The organism is Aeromonas sp. FDAARGOS 1403 (assembly GCF_019047325.1).
In the GTDB taxonomy this organism is placed as follows: domain Bacteria; phylum Pseudomonadota; class Gammaproteobacteria; order Enterobacterales; family Aeromonadaceae; genus Aeromonas; species Aeromonas dhakensis.
Map to the genome: position 1 here is coordinate 2,878,528 of NZ_CP077249.1, position 24,452 is coordinate 2,902,979.

Below are 24,452 nucleotides of genomic sequence, written 5' to 3' on the forward strand. Positions count from 1 at the left end.
CACATCGAAAATAAAAAACCGGCCCTTGTGGCCGGTTTTTTTATGGCGACGTTCCCGCTAGGGGCGGCCGTGACCCAGTTCGTGGGGGATGAAGTCACCGCGATCGAGAATGCGCAGGCAGGCGTCCACGACGGCTTCATCCAGCCGGGTGCCGCGCAGCTGGATGATATGGGCCCTGGCCTGGGGAATGCCGAGGGCGGCGCGGTAGGGGCGATCGGAGGACATGGATTCCACTATGTCGGCCACCGTGAGGATGCGGGCCTCCAGCAGGATCTGCTCGCCCTTGAGCCCGGCCGGGTAGCCGGAGCCGTCGATGTACTCGTGGTGCTGGTGGATCATCTGGGCGATGGGCCAGGGCAGGGCGATGTCCTTGAGCACCTGATAGCCGGCGCCCGGGTGCTCCTTGACCAGGTTGAACTCCTGCGGGGTCAGCCGCCCCGGCTTGGTGAGGATGTCGACCGGTACCTGGATCTTGCCGATGTCGTGCACCATGGCCCCCAGATAGAGCCCTCGCAATCGCTTGTCGTCCAGCTTCAGCTCGCGACCGATGGCCAGCGCCAGGGTGGCGACGTGCTTCTGGTGGCCGGCGGTGTAGGGATCACGCTGCTCCAGCACGGCGGCAATGGCACCGAGGGCATCTTCCAGCGCCAGCTCCAGCTGACGGGCATGCAGCACCTTGTCGCGCTGGGCGGTGAGGTAGGCCTGCTGAGTCGCCCGGGCCTGCAGGCCATAGGCAAGGTAGTCCGCCAGCTGGCTGAATAGGTGCACCTCCTCGTCGGTGAAGGGGCGGGCCTGCTCGCTGTGAATGAGCAGGCCGCCGCGCCCGCCGGTGTGCCACTGCAGCGGCAGCAGCAGGCGGGCGCGCAGGGTGGCCGAATGATGTACCAGCTCGCAGGGGAGCGCCTCGTTGCACGGCATCTCTGTGCTGATGGCCTGGTGCAGGGCGGGATCCCGGGTCAGCCACTCGTCGCTGGCAAACCAGGTTGCGTTGCCCGCCTGCGCCAGCACCTGCAGGGTGTGCTGGTCAGGTTTTTCCTGCAGCACGGTGACGAGGGGGAAACGGCCGTCGAAGGTGATGGCGTCGCAGATCTCCTGCAGCAGCGTCTGCTCGTCGTCCGGCCTGAGCATGGCGTGATGGGCACGGCCGATGGCCTCCAGGGTCCAGGTGTACTGTTGCAGCCGCTCCTGCTGCTGCTTCTTCTCGGTGATGTCATCGAAGAAGACGCCGACGCCGACCACCTGACCCAGCTCGTCGAACAGGGGAAACTTGGTGGTGCTGAGCCAGCGGGCCTCGCCTCCCTTGAGATAGGGTTCCTCGTGGCGCTGGGTGGTGCCGCTGGTCATGACCCTGAGATCGTCGTCCCGATAGCGCTGGGCCAGCTCGGCCGGGAAGAAGTCGGCATCGCACTTGCCGACCAGTTCGGTCGGGGTGAGGGCGAGATCGTCTGCCAGCAGCCGGTTGCAGGCGATGAAGAGGGAGTGGGTATCTTTGAGCAGCACCCGGTAGGGCAAATGATCCATCACCTGACCAAGCAGGGCGGCCGTGGACAGCGGGGTAAAGGGCGGTGCGGGTCTTGAACTCATCGTCATCCAGCCTCGGTCAAAGGGGGGCGAAGCGGTAGCCCGCCTGCCAGACGGCGAAGCAGGCGCTGACTACCTGTTCGTCGTAGTGGACACCGGCATAGCGGGTCAGCTCGGCGAAGGCATCGGTGAAGGAGAGGGCCCGCCGAAACGGACGGTGGGCAGTCATGGCGGCCAGGGAGTCGGCCACCCGGATGATGCGCGCCTCCAGGCAGATGGCATCCCCCTGCAATCCCTGCGGATAGCCGCTGCCGTCCATGTTCTCATGGTGCTGCTGCACTATGGTGGCGATGGGCCAGGGGAAGTCTATCTGCTGCAGAATTTCACAGCCCGCCTGCGGGTGCAGCTTGATGAGCTCGAACTCCACCTCCCGCAATTCGCGGGGGCGGGTGAGGATCTCCGCCGGGATCTGCAGCAGGCCGATGTTGTGCACCATGGCGGCGAGGCCCAGTCCATCCAGCCGCTCTTGCGCGAGTTGCAGATGCTGGCCGATGGCCAGCGCCAGATCGTGCACGCGCCGCTCGTGGCCCGCGGTGCTGGGATCCTTGTGGGCGATGGCGGAGGAGAGCGCCGCTATGGTCTGGAACAGCAGGGTACGTTGCTGCTGCTCGCTCTCCTTGATGTGGGTGATGTCGACCAGCGCGCCTATGATGCCGGCCACCTTGCCCTGATGGTCGTAGAAGAGATCCTTGAAGTTGAGCACCTGATAGCGGCGGCCCTCCCGGTCAAACAGGGTGTGCTCGAAATATTGTGGCTGCCTGCTGCGCAGCACTTCCAGGTCGCGCTGGGTGTATTCGTCGGCCATCTCCGGGGGCAGGAGCTCGTCCACCCGCTTGCCCTGCAGTTCGGCCTTGCTGATGCCGGTGATCTGGGTGAAGGTCGGGTTGCAGCTGATGAAACGCCCCTCGACATCCTTGTAGAACACCGGGATGGGGATTGCCCTTAACAGGGATTCGTTGAAGCGCTGCATGTCGACCAGCTCCGCCTGCTGGCGCAGGGCCAGCTGCTCGCTGTCCCGGCACAGCTGGATGGCGCGGGCCAGGTTGCCGAGGATGGGGCTGAACAGGTGACAGAGCCGCTCCCCCTGCTGTTCCGCATTGGGGGAGAGCAGCAGCATCAGATAGCCCCCCTCGATCCGCAGCCGGTAGGCAAAGGGGTAGGGGCGTGCAGCGGGCAGCGGCAGCGGGGCGCGCAGGATGCACTGCTCGCCGTCGCCGACCCAGTGGGGCAACGCGAGCGGCTCTCCCTGGTGGCTGACCAGCTGCTCATCCCCGAGCGCCTTGATGATCTTGTACTCCCCCTGTGGCAACTGCTGCAGCACCAGCCCGACCGGGCAGGCACAGTGAAACAGAAAACGCTGCAGCACCTTGGTCAACAGGGCGTCCAGAGTGACCTCGCGACCGATGCAGAGAGCGAGATCGCAGACGATGGCCATGGCGTGGTCGTTGTTCATCGCCGTCCCTCCCCGTTGCAGAGAATGGCGCCGTTGTGAAACAGCGGATACTCCCCCGGCCGCAGGCTGCCAATCTCGCCAAGGGAGAGGGCGCCGACCAGCTCGTGGGCACCGCTGTGGTTGAAGAGGGTCTTCAGCTCCAGCGTGCTCTGCTCGCCGAAGTGCTGCTGACGGCCGGCGCAGTAGTAGATCTCGAGGCGCTCGGGGGCGCCGTGCCGGCTCAGCTTTTCGGCCAGCTCGATGGCGTGGGCGGTCGGGCTCTGCGGCGCCTTGAGCAGGGTGAGGATGCTGTGATCCGGCACCTCCCCGACGCAGAGCAGAGCCCCCTCGTCGGTGACGGCGACCGGGATGCGCACGATCACGTTGCCGTTGGCCCGCAGCAGCCCGAGCGGCAGGTGGACACCGTACTGGTAGAACTGATCCGGCGTCAGGCGCTGCTGGAACTGTTGCTGGACCAGGGACTGGTAGCGACTGAAGGCCGGCTCCCAGTCGATGAAGGCAATCTTGTTGCCCTCGCTGCTGGTGGCCAGCATGGGCTGGGCGGTGAGCTGATAGCCGTGCTCGAGCTGCGGGTAGCTGTGGTGGGGCAGCAGGGTGCAGCAGACCGCCTGCGCCAGCAATCTGTGGTTGTCGAACAGGCAGGGCATGGGGCGGAACTGGCCGCTGCCGGCATTGACGCCGGCATAATTGACCCTGTCCGCGAGATGCAGATAGATCCCCTCGAGGAGGGAGGCGATGTTGGGGATCATGGCATCGAAGGTCAGAAAGAGGGTCGGTACGCCCGCGGCCTCTGGCCACTGCGCAAGCTGGGGGAGCAGCGCATCACAAAGGGTGCGGGTCTGCAGGTCTGTGCTGGCGGCGGGATCGAGCGGGATGAGCAGAGGGGCGTGGGAGGCCGGGCGCGGCAGCAGCCAGGCACCGTGCTCATGAAAGCCGTGGCGGCTGATGAGGCGGGGAAAGAGTGCGCCGCTGAGCTGAATATCGAGCCGCCGGCACTGCTGCTGCAACTCGGCCACGTGCCCGGCATCCTGCTCGGCCAGCAAGAGATCGAGCCGCTCCCCGCGATAGGGCTGCAGTGCATCGGCCAGTGGTTGCGCATCGAATGAAAGAAAAGCGGGCTGCATCATCCCTCGGAACTCCTTTCCTGCCAATGGCCAATATATCAGCAAGGCGGGCGAAGTGGATACCCGGTCGTGTCCGATAAGCGCTTATAAGCCGTTATAAAGGCAGATAAATTTGAGATGGCTGGTCAGGCATCCAGTTTTGGGCAGATAAAAAAACCGGCCACCTGGGCCGGTTTTTTGGGGGAGTGAAATCAGCGCAGCACCACGTTCTGGAAGCCCTGCACCAGGCTGATGACCGGCTGGGGATAGAGACCCAGTGCCACCACCAGCGCGGCGGAGAGCAGCACCACCAGACCACCGGAGGTGATGGCCCAGTCCCCCTTGGCGTCGCGCAGCTGCATGCCGGGCTCGCGCAGATAGAGGGTGACCATGACCCGCAGGTAGTAGTAGAGACCCAGGGCACTGCCGAGCACGATGGCGCCGGAGAGCCACCACAGCTTGGCATCGACGGTCACCCCGATCAGGTAGAACTTGCCGATAAAACCGAGCGTCATGGGGATACCGGCCAGCGAGAGCATCATCACGGTCAGCACGGCGGTCAGGTAGGGACGACGCCAGAACAGGCCGCGATAGCTGTGCAGGGAGTCCGCATCCTTGCCGCGATAGGGGCTGGACATCATGCTGATGACGCCGAAGGCCCCCAGGCTGGTGAACAGATACATCAGCAGATAGACGCCGGCCGCTTCCACCGGCATCTGGCCGAGACGGCTCGCCACGATCACCGCCAGCAGGTAACCGAAGTGGGAGATGGAGGAGTAACCCATCATCCGTTTGATGTTGGTCTGCAGCAGGGCCAGCAGGTTGCCGATGACGATGGAGACCACCGCCATGGCGGCCAGCAGCCAGTGGATCATGGGATCCGCGGCGGCGGGCACCGCCAGGTAGAAGCGCAGCAGCACGCAGAACACCGCGATCTTGCTGACGGTGGCGAGGAAGGTGGCCACCGGTGCCGGCGCCCCTTCGTACACGTCCGGGGTCCAGAGGTGGAACGGTGCCAGGGAGAGCTTGAAGGCAAAGCCGACCAGCATCAGACCAAGACCGCCCATCAGCAGCGGGTGGTGGGCCGGGGTGGTGGCCAGGGTCAGCCCCAGATCGCTGAAGCTGAGGCTGCCGGCCTGGGCATAGAGCAGCGCCATGCCGAACAGCAGGAAGGCGGTGGCGGCGGCGGAGAGCACCATGTACTTGATGCTGGCCTCCAGCGAGTGGCGCTCGCGATAGGCGTAGCCCACCAGACCGAACATCGGCAGGGTCAGCATCTCGATCCCGATGAACAGGGAGGCGAGGTGACGGGAGCCGGCCAGCACCAGGCCACCGGCGGTGGCGATCAGCAGCAGCAGGTAGAACTCTTCCCGGTTGTCCGGATAGCCCTTGAGCCAGGAGCGGCCGAAGGTACAGGTGGCCAGGGCGCCGATGAGCACCAGGCCCATGTAGAAGACGGCGTAGCCATCGATCTGCAGCAGCGGGGTGACCCCCTGATCGCCTTGCGCCATCACGATGGGCAGGGAGAAGAGCGCCAGGTTGAGACCGGCGATGGTGACCACGAAGGCAGTGTCATCGCACCGTTTCCAGGCGATGGCCAGCATCAGGGCCACCATGGCCCCGGTTGTCAGCAACAGGGGCAGCAGGGCCAGCAGTTGCGAAGCGGTGAAGGTCATTGCAGTGCTCCTGTAAGGGACAAGGAAGGCAACAGGGCCAGCGGTTTAACAGCGGTCACTCTCATTGCAATGCTCCTGCGAAGGGCAGGGCGTACCAGTGCAGCACGCTCAGCAGGCTGTTGCCCGCGGTGTCGAGCACAGGTTGGGGATAGACACCGAGCAGCACCAAAAGACCGGCAATGGTCATCATCATCACCAGCTCGCGACTGTCGAGCCCCTTGAGCACGCTCTCGTCCTTGGGGGTACCGAAGCAGGCGCGCTGCAGCATGATGAGGGAGTAGACCGAGGCCAGTACCAGCCCGAAGGTGGCGATGATGGTGAGCACGGGGGCAACCTGGAAGCTGCCGATGAGGATCAGGAACTCGCCGACGAAGTTGCCGGTGCCCGGCATCCCCAGAGAGGCGACCGAGAAGAACAGCATCACGCCGGGCAGGTAGCGCAGCCGGCCCCACAGCCCGCCCATCAGGCGCAGGTCCCGGGTGTGCAGACGCTCGTAGAGCTGACCGCACAGGATGAAGAGGCCGGCGGCGGAGAGACCGTGGGCGATCATCTGTACCACGGCGCCCTGCAGGGCCAGCTCGCTGCCCGAATAGATGGCGATCATCACGAAGCCCATGTGGGAGATGCTGGTGTAGGCCACCAGCCGCTTGATGTCGGTCTGGGCGAACGCCACGATGGCGCCGTAGACGATGCCGATGAGGCCCAGCACCATGGCGTAGGGGGCAAATTCGGCGGATGCCTCGGGGAAGAGTGGCAAGGCGAAGCGCAGCAGACCGTAGGCGGCGGTTTTGAGCAGGATCCCCGCCAAGTCCACGGAACCCGCGGTCGGTGCCTGGCTGTGGGCATCCGGCAGCCAGCCGTGCAGCGGCACCAGCGGCATCTTGACCGCGAAGGCGATGAAGAAGCCCAGCATCAGCAGCCACTGCACCCCCTCGCTCATGGGGGTGTTCAGCAAGTCCTGATAGTTGAAGGTGAACACGCCGGTGGCGGCGTGGTGAGTCAGCACCAGGCCCAGGATGGCGACCAGCATGATGAGGCCGCTGACCTGGGTGTAGATGAAGAACTTGGTGGCGGCGTTGATCCGGGATTTGCCGTCGGTGACCGAGTGGCCCCACAGCGCAATCAGGAAGTACATGGGCACCAGCATCATCTCCCAGAAGAAGAAGAAGAGGAACAGGTCCAGCGCCATGAAGACGCCGAGCACGCCACCCAAAATCCACAGCAGGTTGAGGTGGAAGAAGCCGATGCGCTGCACGATTTCCTTCCAGGAACAGAGGATGGCCAACACGCCGATGAAGCAGGTGAGGATCACCATCAGCAGCGACAAGCCATCCACCGCCAGGTGCAGTGAGATGCCAAAGCGGGGGATCCAGGGCAGTTGCAGTTCGGCGACCCAGGCGGATACGCCGCCCTGGGCTGACAGGGTGAAGTCACCGCTCCACCAGATGGCGCAGGAGAGCAGCAGGCAGGCGCTCATCGACAGCAGGGCGACCCAGCGTACGAAGTACTCGCCGAATCGCTCGGTCTGCCAACAGAGCAGACCGCCGATGAAGGGTATTAACAAGATCCAGAGTAAGGTCACGATATCAGCTCTCGTCTATGTTCTAGTCACTGTGCAGGCCCGTGGGCTTGCTGCGAGTTCAGGGGCTGCATCACGGGATCAGCCGAGCAGCAGCAGGGCCAGGATCAGGGCGGCGCCCATCCCCATGGAGGCTGCATACCAGCGCAACTTGCCGGAAACGGTCCAGGCCAGCAGCTGGTGGCCGCTCTGGGCCAGCCAGGCCGGCAGGTTCATCATCCAGTCCAGCGGATCCTTGCCGAGCAGGCGGGTCGCCAGCAGATACGGTTTGACCCACAGCTGATCGTAAAGCCAGTCAAAGCCCCAGGCGTTGAACCAGAGGGTGCTGAGCAACTTGCCCGGCGCGCTGTTGGCTATGCTGCTGGCCAGACGGCGCTCACCCAGGAACAGGAAGGCGGCCAGGGCGATGCCGGCGATGGCGATGACGGCGGAGATGATCTCCAACGCGTGGCGCCCCTCTTCGATGTGATCCCCCGGACCTGCCGGCAGTACCCCCGCCAGCGGCGGCACGATCAGGGCGCCGATGCCGGTGGAGAGCACCATCAGCACCAGCAGTGGCAGCTGGTGGGCCAGACCGTGGCCAGGATGAGCCTCGGTCTTCGCCTCGCCGTGGAAGGCGATGAAGATGAGGCGGAAGGTGTAGAGGGAGGTGAGGAAGGCACCACCCAGACCGGCCCACAGCAGGGCGCTCTGGCCGCTGGCCTGCACCTGCCACAGGATGGCGTCTTTACTGTAGAAACCGGCGGTCACCAGCGGCAGCGCGGCCAGGGCCGAGCCCCCTACCAGGAAGCAGGCATAGACCAGCGGCAGGCTCTTGCGCAAGCCCCCCATCTTGAAGATGTTCTGCTCGTGGTGGGTCGCGACGATCACGGCACCGGCGGAGAGGAACAGCAGCGCCTTGAAGAAGGCGTGGGTCATCAGGTGGAAGATGGCCCCTTCCCAGGCGCCAACACCGAGGGCCAGGAACATGTAGCCGATCTGGCTCATGGTGGAGTAAGCCAGGATCCGCTTGATGTCGGTTTGCACCAGGGCGGCAAAGCCTGCCAGCACCAGGGTAATGGCCCCGACCAGCGCCACCAGATGCAGGATCTCGGGGGCCAGCAGGAACAGGCCGTGGGTACGGGCGATGAGATAGACACCGGCGGTCACCATGGTGGCCGCGTGGATCAGTGCCGAGACCGGGGTCGGGCCCGCCATGGCATCCGCCAGCCAGGTCTGCAGCGGCAGCTGGGCCGATTTGCCGACGGCGCCGCCGAGCAGCATCAGGCAGGCCAGCGACAGGGCGGGGGAGCCTTCGGCAAACAGGGTGGGGGCGCGCACCAGCAGCTCATGGATGTTGAGAGTGCCGAGCTCGCGATAGAGGATGAACAGGCCGATGGCGAGGAAGACGTCGCCGACCCGGGTCACCACGAACGCCTTGAGGGCGGCGGCGCCGTTGTTGCGATCCTTGTAGTAGAAGCCGATCAGCAGGTAGCTGCACAGACCTACCCCTTCCCAGCCCAGATACACGAACAGCAGGTCATCGGCCAGCACCAGAAACAGCATGCTGGCGATGAAGAGGTTGGTGTAGGTGAAGAAGCGCGAATAACCCTCTTCCCCGCGCATGTACCAGGAGGCGAACAGGTGGATGAAGAAGCCCACCCCGGTCACCACCCCCAGCATGGTCAGCGACAGACCGTCCAGTGCCAGGCGGAAGCTGGGGCTGAAGCTGCCCACCGAGATCCACTGCCACAGGGTTTGGGTATAGACGCCGCCCGCCGGCATGGTGTTGAGAAAATCAATGCCGACCCACAGGGTAGTGAGGGCCGACAACCCTATGCTGCCGACGCCGATGAGCGCCGAGGTGCGCTCGCCGAAACGACCGAGGGAGAAGGCCAGCACCAGCCATCCCAGCAGCGGAAACAGAAAAGTCAGGTATAGGAGGCTCATCCGCGCATCTCGCTCACAGTGTCCACGTTGAGGGTGTGGTAACGACGATAGAGCAGCAGTAACAGGGCGAGGCCGATACTGGCCTCCGCTGCCGCCAGAGAAATCACCAGTATGTACATGATCTGGCCATCGGCCTGGGCCCAGCGGCTGCCAGCCACCACGAATGCCAGTGCCGAGGCGTTCATCATGATCTCGATACTCATGAGGATAAACAGCAAGTTGCGGCGGATCAGCAGGCCGCACAGGCCGATGCAGAACAGCACGGCAGCCAGCAGCAGTCCGTGCTCCATGGGGATGCCATTCATTGCTGACCTCCTTCTTGTGATGGACGGGCCTGGGTGCGGGGCACCGAGAGTACTTCGCCGCTCTTGTCTTCACGGCCCAGGTGATAGGCGGTCACCAGACCGGCCAGCAGCAGGATGGAGGCGAGCTCCACCGCCAGCACGTAAGGACCGAACAGGGCGATGCCGACCGCTTTGGCACTGACGTCGGTCAGACCGAGTTCACCGCCGGTGACCCCGAGAATGCCGTAGGCCAGAAAACCCAGCAGAATGAGCGAAAGCAGGCCCGGGCCCACCCAGGTGGTGGGAGTGAGCCAGTGCTTCTCCTGATCCTGGGCCGAGCCCAGGTTCAGCATCATCACCACGAACACGAACAGCACCATGATGGCGCCCGCGTAGACGATCACCTGCAGGGCGCCTGCGAAGGCGGCGCCCAGGCAGAAGAAGATCATGGCCACGGCGATGAGGGAGATGATGAGATTGAGCAGCGCGTGCATCGGATTGCTGGTGCTGATCACCCGCAGCGTGCTGTAAATGGCGACCAGGGCCGCGGCATAGAATGCCAGTTCCATGATTGACTCCTCAGGGCAGCAGGCTCTTGACATCGATGGGCTTGGCTTCGTTTTCGGCATCCCCTTTCGGCTTGCCGTCGATGGCCATCCCGCTCATGCGATAGAAGTTGTAGTCCGGGTACTTGCCGGGGCCGCTGATCAGCAGATCCTCCTTCTCGTACACCAGATCCTGTCGGCGGTACTCGCCCATCTCGAAATCCGGCGTCAGCTGGATGGCGGTGGTGGGGCAGGCCTCTTCGCACAGGCCGCAGAAGATGCAGCGGGAGAAGTTGATGCGAAAGAACTCAGGGTACCAGCGACCATCTTCCCGCTCGGATTTTTGCAGCGAGATGCAGCCGACCGGGCAGGCCACCGCACACAGGTTGCAGGCCACGCAGCGCTCGTCGCCGTCCGGGTCGCGGGTCAGCACGATGCGGCCGCGATAGCGGGGCGCCGCATAGACGGCCTGCTCCGGGTAATTGAGGGTCTCGCGGGGGCGCCAGGCATGGGAGAACACCATCCCCAGGCTGCGTAACTGGGTGCCGACACCCTTGATGATGTTAATAATTTTCATAGTCGTGCCTCACTGCACATTCATCAGCACCACAGCCCGTAGCGGCTGCATCCCGTGCGGGATGCAGGACGGCGGGCAAGCAGACGTTCCAGCCAAACGGCATCACAATTTTTCTGTCCATCGGGGCCTCACTGCGCATTCGCCAGCACCACGGCGCCGGTGACCAACATGTTGAGCAGGGTCAGCGGCAGGCAGACTTTCCAGCCAAACGACATCACCTGGTCAAAGCGCGGGCGGGGCAGAGAGGCCCGCAGCAGGATGAAGAACACCATGAAGCAGGCGGTCTTCAGGGCAAACCAGATGAAGGGCGGCAGCCAGGGGCCGTGCCAGCCACCGAAGAACAGGGTCACGATGAGCGAAGAGATCAGCACGATGCCGATGTACTCACCCACGAAGAAGAGACCCCACTTCATGCCCGCATACTCGATGTGATAACCGTCGGCGAGCTCCTGCTCCGCTTCCGGCTGGTCAAACGGATGGCGGTGGGTGACGGCGACGCCAGCAAACAGGAAGGTGATGAAGCCCAGGAACTGGGGGATGATGTTCCACAGTCCTGCCTGGGCTTCCACGATATCCCGCAGGTTGAAGCTGCCGGTCTGGATGACGATTCCCATCAAGGAGAGGCCGAGGAACACCTCGTAGGAGAGGGTCTGGGCCGAGGCGCGCAGGCTGCCGAGCAAGGAGTACTTGTTGTTGCTCGACCAGCCGGCGAACAGCACGGCATAGACTGCCAGCCCCGCGATGGCCAGGATGTAGAGCAGTCCCACGTTGAGATCGGCCACGCCCCAGGTGGGGGTGATCGGCACCACCGCAAACGCCAGAATGAAGGCGGTAAAGGCGATGATGGGGGCCAGCACGAAGATCCGGCGATCGGCGAAGGGCGGGATCCAGTCCTCTTTGAAGAACATCTTGATCATGTCGGCCGCCAGCTGCAGCAGGCCGAAGGGGCCTACCCGGTTGGGGCCGTAACGATCCTGCCACAGCGCCAGCAAACGGCGCTCGATGAAGCTCATGAAGGCGCCGGCCCCCACGATCCCCACCAGCACGATCAATGCCTTGCCGATCTCCAGCAACAGATCGATCAGAGAGTCGCTCATGCGATGGCCTCCTGCAGGTTGGCGAGATATTGCTGGTGCAGGGCGGTCGGCAGACCGTTGACACCAAGCGGCAGACCCACCAGACCGGCAGCCAGATGCTCGCTCAGACGCAGGGTCAACCTCCAGTGGTGGCCACCCCAGGAGAAGGCGACCTGGCTGCCGGCATTAAGAGAGAGACGGTTGGCGTCGGCCGGGTTCAGCACCAGTACGGGCTCGCTCATGCGGGCCTGGATGACCGGGCTTCTGGCAGAGAGCTCTTCGCCGCCAAACAGCTGGTCATAGCTCACCACCTGCAGCGCCTCTTTGGCGCTGAACGGGGCGGGAATAGTGTCGAACCAGCCGAGGCTCTCCTCGCCCGCTTCCAGCAGACGGCGACCGGGATCCCCGGCGCGCAGGTTGCCACCCACCTCGTCCTGGAACTTGTTCCAGGCGGAGGGGGAGTTCCAGCCCGGCGCCCAGGCGAATGGCACCTGTTGCAGCGGCTGGCGGGCACCGGCGTAGCCTTCCATGGAGAAGTTGAAGGGCGAGTCGGGATCCTGGGCGACTCTCGGCTCGCTCACGTTCTGATCCGCCAGCATGGAGGTGCGGCCACTGTAGCGGTGCGGCTCGCGGGCGAGCTTCATGCCGCGGATGCGCAGACCGGCGTTGGGCGCGGCCTCGCGCATGCTGGTCAGCAGCGGAGCGCTGGCGGCGCAGGCACTGCTCACCTCGTCGAAGGTGTTCCAGCGCAGCGGTTTGCGATCCAGCGCCCCTTGCAGGGCGGCCAGCCAGCGCCAGCTCTCGCGCACCTGGATGTCGGCGTCGTAGAAGGCGGGGGCATAGACCTGGAAGAAACGCTGGGCGCGACCTTCCATGTTGATGAGGGTACCGTCGCCCTCGGCGAAGCTGGCGGCAGGCAGTACCAGGTTCGCCTTCTTGGCGGTGCCGGTGTCCTGATGATCGACCACCAGCAGGTGCTGCAGGCGGTCGATGGCGGCATCGACGCGGTTGCGCGGTGCGCGGCGGTAGAGATCGTTTTCGAGCATCACCAGCGCGAGCTTCTCTTCTTTTTCGATACGCTCGAGGGCGGCTTCCAGCGGGGCGGCATTGCCGGCCAGCATGGCCAGCCCCAGGCTGTTGGCCTCCTGAGCGACCAGGGCGAGCTCCACGGCCTGGCCACGGCCCTTGAGGGCGCGGGCGATGTTGCTGGCCGCCTCAAGCAGCGCCTGGCTACGGGCACCGGTGCCGGCGATGATGAGCGGCTTCCTGGCGCTGCCGAGCAGCGCGGCCCAGTTGGCGGCCAGGGCCTGCTGCTCGGGGGCGAGTTCGGTCAGGGCAGGGGCGCTGCCATCGAGCAGATGGGCGATGGCGAAGCCCAGGCGCGCCTGATCCGCGTGAGGGGCGTGCAGGGTGCCGCTCGCCACGTCGTCCAGTCGGGTGGTGTCGAGACTGGTGATCAGCAGCGGGTAGCGCTCGTTCTGGGCCAGGGTCTGCACCGCGGCGACCTGCCACAGATCCACCTTCAGCTTGCGGGCGATTTCACGGCCCTTGCCCTTGACTGCCTGACGCAGGGCCAGGGCGATGCGGGCGGCGGTCTGGGTGACATCCTCACCGAGCACCAGCACGGCATCGGCCTCTTCCATGTCACGCAGGCTGGGGGTGCGCACACCACCGTGCTGCAGGATCTGCAGCATCTTCTGCAGGCATTCCCATTCGCTTTGCTCGACGCCGCTGTAGAAGTTGGCGGCGCCCACCAGTTCGCGCAGGGCGAAGTTGCTCTCAAGTGACGCCCGCGGCGAGCCGATGCCAATGACGCCACTGGCGGTGCGCAGGGCGTCGGCGGCCCGGTTCAGGGCACCGTCCACAGTGATGGCCAGCTTGTCACTGCCATCCTGCAGCAGGGGCTGGCGCGGGCGGTCGGTCAGATTGACGTGGCCGTAGCCGAAGCGGCCGCGGTCACACAAGAAGTAGTGGTTCAGGGCGCCGTGATAGCGGTTCTCGATGCGGCGCAGCTCGCCATAACGCTCACCCGGGCTGATGTTGCAGCCGACCGAACACCCCTGGCAGATGCTGGGGGCGAACTGCATGTCCCACTTGCGGTTGTAGCGCTCGGAGTGGGTCTTGTCGGTGAACACGCCGGTGGGGCAGACCTCCACCAGGTTGCCGGAGAACTCGCTCTCCAGGGTGCCATCCTCGACCCGGCCAAAGTAGACGTTGTCGTGGGCGCCGTAGACCCCGAGATCCTCGCCGCCGGCGTAATCCTTGTAGTAACGGACGCAGCGATAGCAGGCGATGCAGCGGTTCATCTCGTGGTTGATGAAGGGGCCCAGATCCTGATTCTGGTGGGTGCGCTTGGTGAAACGGTAGCGCCGGCTGTTGTGGCCGGTCATCACCGTCATGTCCTGCAGGTGGCAGGCACCGCCCTCTTCGCACACCGGGCAGTCGTGGGGGTGGTTGGTCATCTGCCACTCCACCACCGTCTTGCGAAACTCCTTCGCCTCTTCATCCTCGATGGAGATATAGGTGCCATCGGTGGAGGGGGTCATGCAGGACATGACCAGGCGGCCGCGCTTGTCATCGGCATTCTGATACTGCTTCACCGCACACTGGCGGCAGGCGCCGACGCTACCGAGCGCCGGGTGCCAGCAAAAATAGGGGACGTCCAGCCCAAGGGAGAGACAGGCTTGCAGCAGGTTATCTGCCCCGTCTACCTCGAACTCTTTACCGTCTACATGAATGGTGGCCATACAACTTCCCTGACTTCAATGAGATAAATTCTGTGGCTCGCGCCGGTTCTGCGGGCGCACTGGGCGCCTTACCAGCGCTCGCCCAGCAGGTTGGGCTGGATACCCTTGAGCTGCTTGTGACTATCCTGCGGCGCCTTGACGCCGGCCTCGAATTCGGACCGGAAATACTTCATCGCACTGCCCAGCGGCTCGATGGCGCCAGGGGCATGGGCACAGAAGGTCTTGCCCGGGCCGAGGAAGCTGACCAGCTGCTCCAGGGTGGCGAGATCCCCTGGCTGACCCTCGCCCCGCTCCAGCGCGCGCAGCAGCTTGACGCTCCAGGGCAGGCCGTCGCGACAGGGGGTGCACCAGCCACAGGACTCGCGGGCGAAGAACTCTTCCATGTTGCGCAGCAGGGAGACCATGTTGATGCTGTCATCCACCGCCATGGCAAGGCCCGTGCCCATCCGGGTGCCGACCTTGCCGATGCCGCCGGCATACATCTGGGCATCCAGGTGTTCGGGCAGCAGGAAGCCGGTACCGGCCCCACCAGGTTGCCAGGCTTTCAGGCGATAGCCGGGCTTCATGCCGCCGGCGTAGTTCTCGAACAGCTCGCGGGCGGTGATGCCGAATGGCAGTTCCCACAGGCCGGGGTTGTTGACCTTGCCGGAGAAGCCCATCAGCTTGGTGCCGTGATCTTCCGAACCCGGCAGCGCCAGCCCCTGATACCAGGCCACACCGTTGCCTATGATGGCGGGCACGTTGCACAAGGTCTCGACGTTGTTGACACAGGTGGGCTTGCCCCAGACGCCGGAAACGGCGGGGAAGGGGGGCTTGGCGCGCGGGTTGGCGCGGCGCCCTTCTAGGGAGTTGATGAGCGCCGTCTCTTCGCCGCAGATGTAACGGCCGGCGCCGGTGTGGACGAACAGCTCGAAGTCAAAGCCCGAGCCCAGGATGTTCTTGCCGAGCAGCCCGGCGGCCTTGGCCTCTTCTACCGCCCGGCGCAGGTTGGTGGCGGCATCGACGTACTCGCCGCGCAGGAAGATGTAGCCACGGTAGGCCTTGAGGGCCTTGGCCGAGATGATCATCCCCTCGATCAGCAGGTGGGGTAGTTGCTCCATCAACAGCCGATCCTTGTAGGTGTTCGGCTCCATCTCGTCGGCGTTGCAGAGCAGGTAACGGATGTTCATGCTCTCATCTTTGGGCATCAGGCCCCACTTCACGCCGGTGGAGAAGCCGGCGCCGCCGCGACCCTTGAGGCCGGCATCCTTGACGGTGCCGACGATTTCATCAGGGCTCATCTGGCCCAATGCCTTGCGGGCCGCATCGTAACCCTGCTTGCTCTGGTATTCATCCAGCCAGACCGGCTGGCCGTCGTCGCGCAGCCGCCAGGTGAGGGGATGGGTCTCGGCCGCGCGGGCGATGCGGTTGGCGGTACCAAGGGATGCCAGACTCATGGGTAAGCCTCCAGGGTCTTGAGCAGGCTGACGGCGTCGAGCCCACCGTAGGTGTCATCGTCGATCATCAGCGCCGGCCCCTTGTCGCAGTTGCCGAGGCAGCAGACCGGCAGCAGGGTGAAGCGGCCGTCGGCGGAGGTCTGGCCGGGGGCCAGGTCCATCACCTCTTTCAGGCCGGCCAGCAGTTGTTCGTGGCCGTTGATGTAGCAGACCATGCTGTCGCAGACGCGGATGATGTGGCGACCCACCGGCTGGCGGAAGATCTGGCTGTAGAAGGTGGCGACCCCCTCCACGTCGCTGGCGGGGATACCGAGCTCGGCGGCGATGGCGTGGATGGCACCGTCAGGTACCCAGCCGCGGGCCTGCTGCACTATCTTGAGCGCTTCGATACTGGCGGCACGGGGATCTTCGTAGTGGTGTTTCTCATGCTCGATGGCATCGCGTTCTGCCTGGCTCAGGACGAAATCGTTCCCCTTGCCCTGACATGAACTCTGTCCCTGCGGGGACGGATTGTGTTGGCACTGACATTGCTGGCTCATGGCATAACCTTTTGTGGCTTGTTCTTGTTGTCGTGTAACGGCGCTTGGTAACAGCCGTTACTCAACGGTCCACATCCGACATAACGAAATCGATACTGCCCAGATAGACGATGAGGTCCGACACCATCTGGCCACGGATCACCGAGGGGATCTGTTGCAGGTGAGCAAAGCTCGGGGTGCGGATCCGGGTCCGGTAGCTCATGGTGGAGCCGTCGCTGGTCAGGTAATAACTGTTGATCCCTTTGGTCGCCTCGATCATCTGGAAGGACTCGGCGGCCGGCATGACCGGGCCCCACGACACTTGCAGGAAGTGGGTGATCAGGGTCTCGATGTCCTGCAGGGTGCGCTCTTTGGGCGGCGGCGTGGTGAGCGGGTGATCCGCCTTGAACGGCCCCTCCGGCATGTTCTTCATGCACTGCTCTATGATGCGCATGCTCTGGCGCATCTCCTCGATGCGCACCAAGGCGCGATCGTAGGCATCGCCGTTGGCACCGACCGGTACCTCGAATTCGAACTGATCGTAGCCGGAGTAGGGACGCCACTTGCGCACGTCGAAGTTGAGGCCGGTGGCGCGCAGACCGCCGCCCGTGGTGCCCCAGGCCAGCGCCTGTTCGGTGTTGTAGGCGGCGACGCCTATGGTGCGGCCACGCAGTATGCTGTTGCGCATGGCGGCCTTCTCATAGTCCATCAGCCGCTTGGGCAGCCAGCTCAGCAGGTTGTCCTGCACCAGTCGCTGCCAGCCGACGGGCAGATCGTGGGCCACGCCGCCGATGCGGAACCAAGCCGGATGCATGCGGGCGCCGGTGATGGCTTCGATGATGGTGTAAATCCGCTGCCGGTCGGTGAAGGTGAAGAAGACCGGGGTCATGGCGCCCACGTCCTGGATATAGGTACCGATGAACAGCAGGTGACTCTGGATGCGGAACAGCTCTGCCAACATCACCCGGATCATGTCGACCCGCTGTGGCACCTTGATGCCGGCCAGCTTCTCGACCGCCAGCACGTAGGGCAGGTTGTTCATCACGCCGCCCAGGTACTCGACCCGGTCGGTGTAGGGGATGTAGCTGTGCCAGGACTGGCGCTCGCCCATCTTCTCGGCACCGCGGTGGTGATAGCCGATATCGGGCACGCAGTCGCGGATCTCCTCGCCATCGAGCTGCAGTACCAGGCGGAAGGCGCCGTGGGCGGAGGGGTGGTTGGGGCCCAGGTTCAAGAACATGTAGTCCTCGTTCTCGTTGCCGCGGCTCATGCCCCACTCTTCCGGCTTGAACATCAGGTTGCCCTGCTCCATGTCCTGCTTGGCGGCATCGAGCATGAAGGGATCAAATTCGGTGGCGCGCGCCGGATAATCCTTGCGCAGCGGGTGACCCTGCCAGCTCTTGGGCATCATGATGCGGGTCAGGTGGGGGTGACCATCGAAATTGATGCCCATCAGATCCCACACTTCCCGTTCATACCAGTTGGCGTTGGGGAAGTGGCGGCTGACGGTGGGCAGCGTCAGATCCCCCTCCTTGAGCGGCACCTTCAACATCAGGTCGGCGTTGCGATCGATGGAGATGAGGTGATAGAAGACGGTGAAGTCGCTGTCGGGCAGGTCGTGACGATGGCTGCGCATCCGCTCGTCGGTGGCGCTCAAGTCAAACAGCATCACGAACGGGGAGGGCAGTTTTTTAAGGAACCCCATCACGTCCAGCAGCAGCTCGCGGGAGAGCCAGACCACCGGCACGCCGGTGCGGGTATTCTGGATGGTGAAGCGTTCGGCACCGAAATGGGCAAACAGCTCGCCGACTACCTGAGCGTCTTTGTGATCACTCGGTTGCCACTGGGCCATGGCGTAGTTGCTGGGAAATTCTCGAGTCAGTTTCATGGTCAGATCTCATCCGGCGTGCGCAGGTTGGTGACGTTGATCCGCTCGCCACGCTTGCGGTCCTTCTCGGCAGGCATCTGGGGGCGATAGATGCCCTGATCGCCCACCACCCAGGAGAGCGGACGGCGCTCCTTGCCGATGGAGTCCTGCAGCAGCATCAAGGCCTGCAGGAATGCCTCGGGACGGGGCGGGCAGCCCGGAATGTAGACGTCGACCGGCAGGAACTTGTCCACGCCCTGCACGACCGAGTAGATGTCATACATGCCGCCCGAGTTGGCGCAGGCCCCCATGGAGATGACCCACTTGGGTTCGAGCAGCTGTTCGTACAGGCGCTGGATGACCGGGGCCATCTTGATGAAGGGGGTGCCGGCGATGACCATGAAATCGGCCTGGCGCGGTGAGGCCCGGATGACTTCGGCGCCGAAGCGGGCCACGTCATGAGGGGAGGTGAAGGCGGTACACATCTCCACGTAGCAGCAGGAGATGCCGAAGTTGTAGGGCCAGAGGGAGTTCTTGCGGCCCCAGTTGACCGTGTCCTGCAGCACCTCTTCGAGGCGCCCGATCATGATGCCGCGTGAGGCCTCTTGAGCCAGGGGATCCTCGACGGTCTGGCGCTGTTCCTGGGGGTAGCGCTCAACCGGCGCATCCGGGTCAATCCGGGTCAGGGTGTACTTCATGGTGCAACCTCAAAGGGATAATCAGTAATTCAGTCTGGCTTCTTGTCGGTCAGGACGCGTTTTTTCGGTGCCCAGTCGAGGGCGCCGATGCGCCACAGGTAGATGAGTCCTACCAGCAGCAAGGAGATGAAGATGGTGGCCTCGATGAAGCCGACCCAGCCGCTCTCCCGAACGGAGACGGACCAGGCAAAGAGATAGAGCGCTTCCACGTCGAAGATGACGAAGAACATGGCAACCAGATAGAACTTGGCGGAGAAGCGCAGACGGGCATTGCCCACGGAGTCCACGCCTGATTCGAAGGGCTTGTTCTTGGCTCGGCCGTAGGCGCGGCCTCCCAGCAGGGCTGCCAGGCCGATCATGATCAGGCAGATACAGATGGCGCCAACTACATAGACAGCAAAAGCCCAATGCTGGACAGCAATATCAGCAAACATAGGAGTTTTCCCTAACCAAATTAATCACGAGACTTAACAAGGATGTTACGTATTATGCCACCTTGATACTGATTTACATGTCATTTCAGGGGATTAATTATTAATCAGCGGGAGGAAAATCGTATTTTGCAAGCGGGGTCAATGTTCCTATTTGAGAATCATTTTCACTCGCTTTTGTAATGGGGGGAAAATCGCAGGGCAGTTCGAAAAATAAACTAATCGAGAAAAACGAGACCCCGCCGGGCGGGGTCTGCTGGATCAGGGTTTGAGGACGGGGAGGGACTCTTCGGCGGCCTTGCCCTGGGAGAGGGTGATCTCGACCCGGCGGTTGGCCTGCCGGTGTTCCGGGGTGTCGTTGGGATAGCGGGGCTGGGCATCGGCCACCCCCTGTGCGATGATCCGGGAGGCATCGAGCTTGGGGTTGGTGAGCAGGGTGTGCACGATGGAGGCCGAGCGCAGCACCGACAGCTCCCAGTTGCTGCGATAGAGCTCTACCGGCGCCTGCGAGTTGTCGGTGTGACCGGTCACCACCACCTTGCCCGGGATATCCGCCAGAATGCCGGCGATCTTGTTGACCAGCGGAATGAACTGGGGCTGCAGGAAGGCGGAATCGGCCGGGAACAGCGCCTTCTCACCGATGCGGATCACCAGCTGGCTGCCGAGCTGTTCCACCTCCAGATCCTTGGATTCAATCTGTGCCTTGAGCTGCTGTTCCAGCTTCTTCTTGGTGACCTGCACCCACTCTTGTTCCTTGGTTTTGTGAGGCCAGGACTCCGTCGCACTCGGTTTCTCAGAGGCGCCTATGGTCTCGTTGAAGGGATCCGAGGCCGCCGCGGGGGCATCTTTCTCCAGCACCGTCTCCTTCTCGGGGCTGCTCGGGGTGGTCTTGGATTCCGGCTCGAGAATGCCGGTCCCCCCTTGCATGACCGGTGAACCGGCGGGAGGAGAGATCAGGCCTATTTTACCCAGCGATTCGATGAAGCCCTGGATCAGTACCCGGGTTTCAGACTGCTTGGCCATCGCGAAGGAGTAGAGCACCACGAACAGGGCAAACAGCAGGGTCATGAAGTCGGCATAGGAGACCAGCCAACGTTCGTGGTTCTCCGGCGCCTCAGCCTTTTTCTTTTTTGCCACCATGGCCTCCTAAGTAGGGTTCGAGGGTGACTTGCAGACGTTGTTGGGATTCGCCGTCCACGATGCAGAGGATGCCGGTCAGGGTCATCTCCTTGTAGTGGCGGATCTGGTGGGCAAAGGCCTTGTAGCGGTTGCCGAAGGGCAGGAAGATGAGGTTGGCGGCCGAAACCCCGTAGATGGTGGCGATGAAGGCCACCGCAATGGCGCCCCCCAGCTTGTCCGGGGCATCCAGCAGGCCCATGGCGTGAATGAGGCCAAATACTGCCCCCACGATCCCCATGGTCGGGCAATAACCCCCCATGGCCTCATAAAACTTGACGGTCTGCTCGAGGTCCTCCTGCTCGAACTCGATCTCGTTCTCCAGCACCTCGTGGATCTTGGTCTTCTCGTAACCGTCGACCATCATCTGTACCCCCTTTTGCAGGAAGGGGTCCTTGATGTCGTCGATCATCCCTTCCAGGGCCAGCATGCCGCTGCGCCTGGCGTTGCCCGCCAGGTTCTCCAACAACTCGGCCTGCTCCTGCATGTCGAGTTTGAGAGGGGTCAGCAACCACTTGAAACGCTTGAGGGTGCTGCCGACGACGGAGAAGGGGAACTGGGTCAGAGCGGCACCGACAGTACCGCCGATCACGATGAGGAAGGCGGGCAGATCGAGCAGGGCGCTGGGGTGGCCGCCCTCGATCATGTTGCCGCCCAGAATGGCGATCAATGCCAGAACCAGGCCGATTAAGCTCATTTATTACGCATCCCTGAAGATTGATAATGGCTAGTGTAGCTACTTAAGTATCAGTTTTTCAAAATGATATCCAATCGGTGAGCAATAACGCGCGCCAGCGTCAGCTGCCGCCTGGGAGAGGTGTTTTCCGGCTGGAAAGGGGTGTGCCACCAAGGTGGACGTTGCTGCCAGCAGAGGGAATTTGGCGGTGCTGTGGTCTTGCGTCTGAGATGCTTGGCTGCAGAGGCTGGCTGGCGGCGGAATGTCACTATCAGCCATCAGGCTGGCCGTTCAAATGGGTGGTGAGATCGGCGCACCATGGGGCGGGTCATAGCCAGCAGGACTGCCTGGAGGATAGATAGAGGCTTCCGGCCTGCTCGACGCTGGGTGAGAGGGCCGCTTTCGTCAGAGTCTGAAAGCAAAAAACCGACCATCGGGTCGGTTCTTTAAATTTGGCGGTGAGGGAGGGATGATTCGCCACTGCGTGGCTCACCCCTTCGGGGCGGCCTGCGGCCGTTCATCACAGCAAGCTGCTCTGCTCGAACCCGGCGAGGGTTCTCACCCTCCCTCTTCGACATGAGCTGATAATTCTTCCCCAAAGCAAAAAACCGACCATCAGGTCGGTTCTTTAACATTTGGCGGTGAGGGAGGGATGATTCACCACTGCGTGGCTCACCCCTTCGGGGCGGCCTGCGGCCGTTCATCGCAGCAAGCTGCTCTGCTCGAACCCGGCGAGGGTTCTCACCCTCCCTCTTCGAGATGAGCTGATAATTCTTCCCCAAAGCAAAAAACCGACCATCAGGTCGGTTCTTTAAATTTGGCGGTGAGGGAGGGATTCGAACCCTCGATACGTTGCCGTATACACACTTTCCAGGCGTGCTCCTTCAGCCACTCGGACACCTCACCAAATTTTGGTCTGTTGTTTAACGTGCTCAGCCAGCACCTCGTTCGTTGCGCCGTTGCGCTGGAACGGGGCGTAATTTAGGGGAAAGGGCTGCCGGGGTCAACCACTTTTCCCCTTATTTTTCATAATCTTTATCGAATGCCTATCCCTTGAACAGAATGCCGGTTTTTTAATCCTGTTCAGGGCTTGTCGAGGATGATCAGGCTGTCCGGCAGCTCGTTCTGGTCCCGGGTGGCGGGGAAGGCGTCGGTCAGAATGGCGCTGGTCCGCTCGATGCACTCGAGGAAACCCTGTTCCACCTCCTTGTTGCGCACCCGGCGGGTGAAGTCATCGATGATCTCCTGCCACTGGGCGTTATCGATGTGCTGGGCGATGCCGTCATCCACCAGGATCTCCACGTAGTGCTCGGCCACCGAGACGAAGATCAGCACCCCGAGCCGATCCCGGGTGCGGTGCAGCCCTTGCTCGACAAACTGCAGGCGTGCCATCAGGGCGGCCCTGTGCTGGCGCACCTGTTTCGGGATCAGGTACATCTTGATGGGGGTCCAGTGGAACAGGATGCTCAGTATCAGCCAGACCGACCACTGCACCAGCAGGATCTCGTACCAGCCGAGCCAGAAGCCGAGCTCGAACACCAGCAGCGGTGTCAGCATGGCCAGCAGGGCCGCCCACAGGGTGGGGATGTAGCGATAGCCGTCACTGGCGGGGGCCAGCACGGTCACCAGCTCGGCATCGGTTGCCTGCTCCGCCTGTTTGACCCTGGCCTGCAACGTGTGAAAGAACTGTTTCGAAATCATGTGTCGTCTCTTAATCCCTGTTACCAACCACCGGAGGCGCCGCCGCCACCAAAACTGCCGCCCCCTCCGCTGAAACCACCGCCACCACCAAAGCCGCCGCCGGAGCGACCGGCACCGAAGCCACCGGCGAGGTAAGCTGCACGACGCCGGCCACCTCGACCACCGCCGCCGCCACCGCCACGCAGGTTGTGCAGCACGATCATCACAATCACCATCAGGATGAACAGCCAGGGGCCGCCCAGCTTGTCCTTGTTGGCGTTGTCTACCGGTTTGTACTCGCCCGCCAAGGCCTGCATGATCGCCTGGCTGCCAGCGACCACCCCGGCCACCATGTCGCCGCGTTTGAACGCGGGCAGGATCCGGGTCTGGATGATGTTGGCGGCGATGGCGTCGGGCAGGGCCCCTTCCAGTCCGTAGCCCACTTCGATGCGCACCTTGCGCTCATCCTGGGCGATCAAGAGCAGTACGCCGTTGTCTTTGCCTTTCTGACCGATCCCCCAGTGGCGGCCGAGCTGATAGCCGTACTCTTCGATGGTATCGCCCGCCAGCGTGTCGATGGAGACCACCACCAGCTGGATGCCGCTGCGCTTCTCGAACGCCGCCAGCTGCTGGGTGAGCTGGTGGGCCTGCTTGCGGGACATCAGGTTGGCCTCGTCCACCACCCGTCCGCTCAGGGCGGGGAAGGTGGGGGTGGCGGACACCACCGCCGTCCACAGCAGCAGGCAGGGCAGCAGGGCACGGATCACGTGGTTCATTGGAAGCTGACCTTGGGCGCCTCATCGGCACCGGGTTTGGCGCTGAACGTGGGTTTGGCCTCCAGATCCGAGTAGAGCAGCTTGGACCAGATGACGCCCGGGAAGGTGCGGATCTCGGTATTGAACTGGCGCACTGCCTCTATGTAGTCGCGCCGCGCCACCGAGATGCGGTTCTCGGTGCCTTCCAGCTGGGCCTGCAGGGTGAGGAACTGCTGATCAGCCTTGAGCTCGGGATAGCGCTCGACCACCACCATCAAGCGGGAGAGGGCGCCGGAGAGCTGGTTCTGGGCCGCTTCAAACTCCTTGAGCTGGGCAGGATCGCTCACCTGTAGGCTGCCGACCCGGGCTCTGGCATCGGTCACCGCCTTGAGGGTCTCCTGCTCGTGGCTGGCGTAGCCCTTGACGGTGGCCACCAGATTGGGGACCAGATCGGCACGGCGCTGATACTGGTTCTCGACCTGGCCCCAGCTCGCCTTGACCTGCTCATCCAGGGTGGGAATGTTGTTCATGCCGCAACCGGTCAGGCCCAGCAGCAGCGTCAGGGTCAACAGGGCGCGGGTTGCCCGTTGCCAGAGTGAAGTGCCCATCTTGTTGTTCTCCATTGATATTTTTTACAGATAACGGCTCACCATAGCAGCTTGTGG

21 protein-coding genes, 1 tRNA gene and 2 other RNA genes are annotated in these 24,452 nt (G+C 63.3%); all 24 read right to left on the reverse strand.

What is annotated here, in order from left to right:
- Nucleotides 1-57 precede the first annotated feature (57 nt).
- The gene (locus I6L33_RS13605) at nucleotides 58-1,584 is read right to left on the reverse strand and encodes an HD domain-containing phosphohydrolase (protein ID WP_216972694.1); all 1,527 of its coding nucleotides are present in this window, start codon (nucleotides 1,582-1,584) and stop codon (nucleotides 58-60) included.
- A 16-nt stretch (nucleotides 1,585-1,600) separates the two neighbouring features.
- Nucleotides 1,601-3,034 carry an HD domain-containing phosphohydrolase gene (locus I6L33_RS13610; protein WP_216972695.1) on the reverse strand — a complete coding sequence of 478 codons (1,434 nt, stop codon included), beginning with the start codon at nucleotides 3,032-3,034 and terminating at the stop codon, nucleotides 1,601-1,603.
- Nucleotides 3,031-4,161 carry an FIST signal transduction protein gene (locus I6L33_RS13615; protein WP_216972696.1) on the reverse strand — a complete coding sequence of 377 codons (1,131 nt, stop codon included), beginning with the start codon at nucleotides 4,159-4,161 and terminating at the stop codon, nucleotides 3,031-3,033. The genes I6L33_RS13610 and I6L33_RS13615 overlap by 4 nt, the downstream gene beginning before the upstream one ends.
- Before the next feature lie 188 nt (nucleotides 4,162-4,349).
- Nucleotides 4,350-5,813, reverse strand: coding sequence for an NADH-quinone oxidoreductase subunit NuoN (gene nuoN, locus I6L33_RS13620; protein WP_010634280.1), 1,464 nt, complete (start codon nucleotides 5,811-5,813; stop codon nucleotides 4,350-4,352).
- Between the two features lie 61 nt (nucleotides 5,814-5,874).
- Complete coding sequence (nuoM, locus tag I6L33_RS13625; RefSeq protein WP_216972697.1) at nucleotides 5,875-7,395, reverse strand: NADH-quinone oxidoreductase subunit M; 1,521 nt, start codon at nucleotides 7,393-7,395, stop codon at nucleotides 5,875-5,877.
- Nucleotides 7,396-7,473: 78 nt separating this feature from the next.
- Nucleotides 7,474-9,321 (reverse strand): NADH-quinone oxidoreductase subunit L, encoded by a 1,848-nt coding sequence (gene nuoL, locus I6L33_RS13630; RefSeq protein ID WP_216972698.1) that lies wholly within the window; start codon nucleotides 9,319-9,321, stop codon nucleotides 7,474-7,476.
- Nucleotides 9,318-9,626: an NADH-quinone oxidoreductase subunit NuoK gene (gene nuoK / locus I6L33_RS13635; protein WP_005299823.1), complete on the reverse strand. Its 309-nt coding sequence runs from the start codon at nucleotides 9,624-9,626 to the stop codon at nucleotides 9,318-9,320. The genes nuoL and nuoK overlap by 4 nt, the downstream gene beginning before the upstream one ends.
- A complete protein-coding gene (nuoJ, locus tag I6L33_RS13640; protein WP_094696078.1) occupies nucleotides 9,623-10,174 on the reverse strand; it encodes an NADH-quinone oxidoreductase subunit J in 552 nt (183 codons plus the stop codon). Before nuoJ ends, nuoK begins: the two co-directional genes overlap by 4 nt.
- A gap of 10 nt (nucleotides 10,175-10,184) precedes the next feature.
- A complete protein-coding gene (nuoI, locus tag I6L33_RS13645; RefSeq protein WP_005299827.1) occupies nucleotides 10,185-10,727 on the reverse strand; it encodes an NADH-quinone oxidoreductase subunit NuoI in 543 nt (180 codons plus the stop codon).
- Between the two features lie 128 nt (nucleotides 10,728-10,855).
- Nucleotides 10,856-11,824 (reverse strand): NADH-quinone oxidoreductase subunit NuoH, encoded by a 969-nt coding sequence (gene nuoH / locus I6L33_RS13650; protein WP_010634276.1) that lies wholly within the window; start codon nucleotides 11,822-11,824, stop codon nucleotides 10,856-10,858.
- Nucleotides 11,821-14,550 (reverse strand): NADH-quinone oxidoreductase subunit NuoG, encoded by a 2,730-nt coding sequence (gene nuoG / locus I6L33_RS13655; RefSeq protein WP_216972699.1) that lies wholly within the window; start codon nucleotides 14,548-14,550, stop codon nucleotides 11,821-11,823. Before nuoG ends, nuoH begins: the two co-directional genes overlap by 4 nt.
- A 68-nt stretch (nucleotides 14,551-14,618) precedes the next feature.
- Nucleotides 14,619-15,986 (reverse strand): NADH-quinone oxidoreductase subunit NuoF, encoded by a 1,368-nt coding sequence (gene nuoF / locus I6L33_RS13660; protein WP_024941389.1) that lies wholly within the window; start codon nucleotides 15,984-15,986, stop codon nucleotides 14,619-14,621.
- Nucleotides 15,983-16,525 carry an NADH-quinone oxidoreductase subunit NuoE gene (nuoE, locus tag I6L33_RS13665; RefSeq protein ID WP_010634273.1) on the reverse strand — a complete coding sequence of 181 codons (543 nt, stop codon included), beginning with the start codon at nucleotides 16,523-16,525 and terminating at the stop codon, nucleotides 15,983-15,985. The genes nuoF and nuoE overlap by 4 nt, the downstream gene beginning before the upstream one ends.
- A 61-nt stretch (nucleotides 16,526-16,586) precedes the next feature.
- Nucleotides 16,587-18,392 (reverse strand): NADH-quinone oxidoreductase subunit C/D, encoded by a 1,806-nt coding sequence (gene nuoC, locus I6L33_RS13670; RefSeq protein ID WP_017780025.1) that lies wholly within the window; start codon nucleotides 18,390-18,392, stop codon nucleotides 16,587-16,589.
- Nucleotides 18,393-18,394: 2 nt separating this feature from the next.
- Nucleotides 18,395-19,069 carry an NADH-quinone oxidoreductase subunit B family protein gene (locus I6L33_RS13675; RefSeq protein WP_005299840.1) on the reverse strand — a complete coding sequence of 225 codons (675 nt, stop codon included), beginning with the start codon at nucleotides 19,067-19,069 and terminating at the stop codon, nucleotides 18,395-18,397.
- 29 nt (nucleotides 19,070-19,098) lie between these two features.
- Nucleotides 19,099-19,503, reverse strand: coding sequence for an NADH-quinone oxidoreductase subunit A (locus I6L33_RS13680; RefSeq protein ID WP_005299842.1), 405 nt, complete (start codon nucleotides 19,501-19,503; stop codon nucleotides 19,099-19,101).
- A 258-nt stretch (nucleotides 19,504-19,761) separates the two neighbouring features.
- Entirely contained in the window at nucleotides 19,762-20,640 is an 879-nt protein-coding gene (locus tag I6L33_RS13685; protein WP_010634270.1) for a flagellar motor protein MotB, read from the reverse strand.
- The gene (locus I6L33_RS13690) at nucleotides 20,615-21,373 is read right to left on the reverse strand and encodes a flagellar motor protein (protein WP_005299846.1); all 759 of its coding nucleotides are present in this window, start codon (nucleotides 21,371-21,373) and stop codon (nucleotides 20,615-20,617) included. Before I6L33_RS13690 ends, I6L33_RS13685 begins: the two co-directional genes overlap by 26 nt.
- Nucleotides 21,374-21,805: 432 nt before the next feature.
- Nucleotides 21,806-21,934: non-coding RNA, RtT sRNA (locus I6L33_RS13695), on the reverse strand.
- 54 nt (nucleotides 21,935-21,988) lie between these two features.
- A non-coding RNA gene (locus tag I6L33_RS13700) (RtT sRNA) lies at nucleotides 21,989-22,117 on the reverse strand.
- Between the two features lie 53 nt (nucleotides 22,118-22,170).
- Nucleotides 22,171-22,258, reverse strand: a tRNA-Ser gene (locus I6L33_RS13705).
- 177 nt (nucleotides 22,259-22,435) lie between these two features.
- Nucleotides 22,436-23,053, reverse strand: coding sequence for a TPM domain-containing protein (locus I6L33_RS13710; protein WP_216972700.1), 618 nt, complete (start codon nucleotides 23,051-23,053; stop codon nucleotides 22,436-22,438).
- Nucleotides 23,054-23,073: 20 nt separating this feature from the next.
- On the reverse strand, nucleotides 23,074-23,808 hold the full coding sequence (locus I6L33_RS13715) for a YgcG family protein (RefSeq protein ID WP_017787265.1): 735 nt from the start codon (nucleotides 23,806-23,808) through the stop codon (nucleotides 23,074-23,076).
- A complete protein-coding gene (locus tag I6L33_RS13720; protein WP_017784544.1) occupies nucleotides 23,805-24,410 on the reverse strand; it encodes a LemA family protein in 606 nt (201 codons plus the stop codon). Before I6L33_RS13720 ends, I6L33_RS13715 begins: the two co-directional genes overlap by 4 nt.
- Between the last annotated feature and the right edge of the window lie 42 nt (nucleotides 24,411-24,452).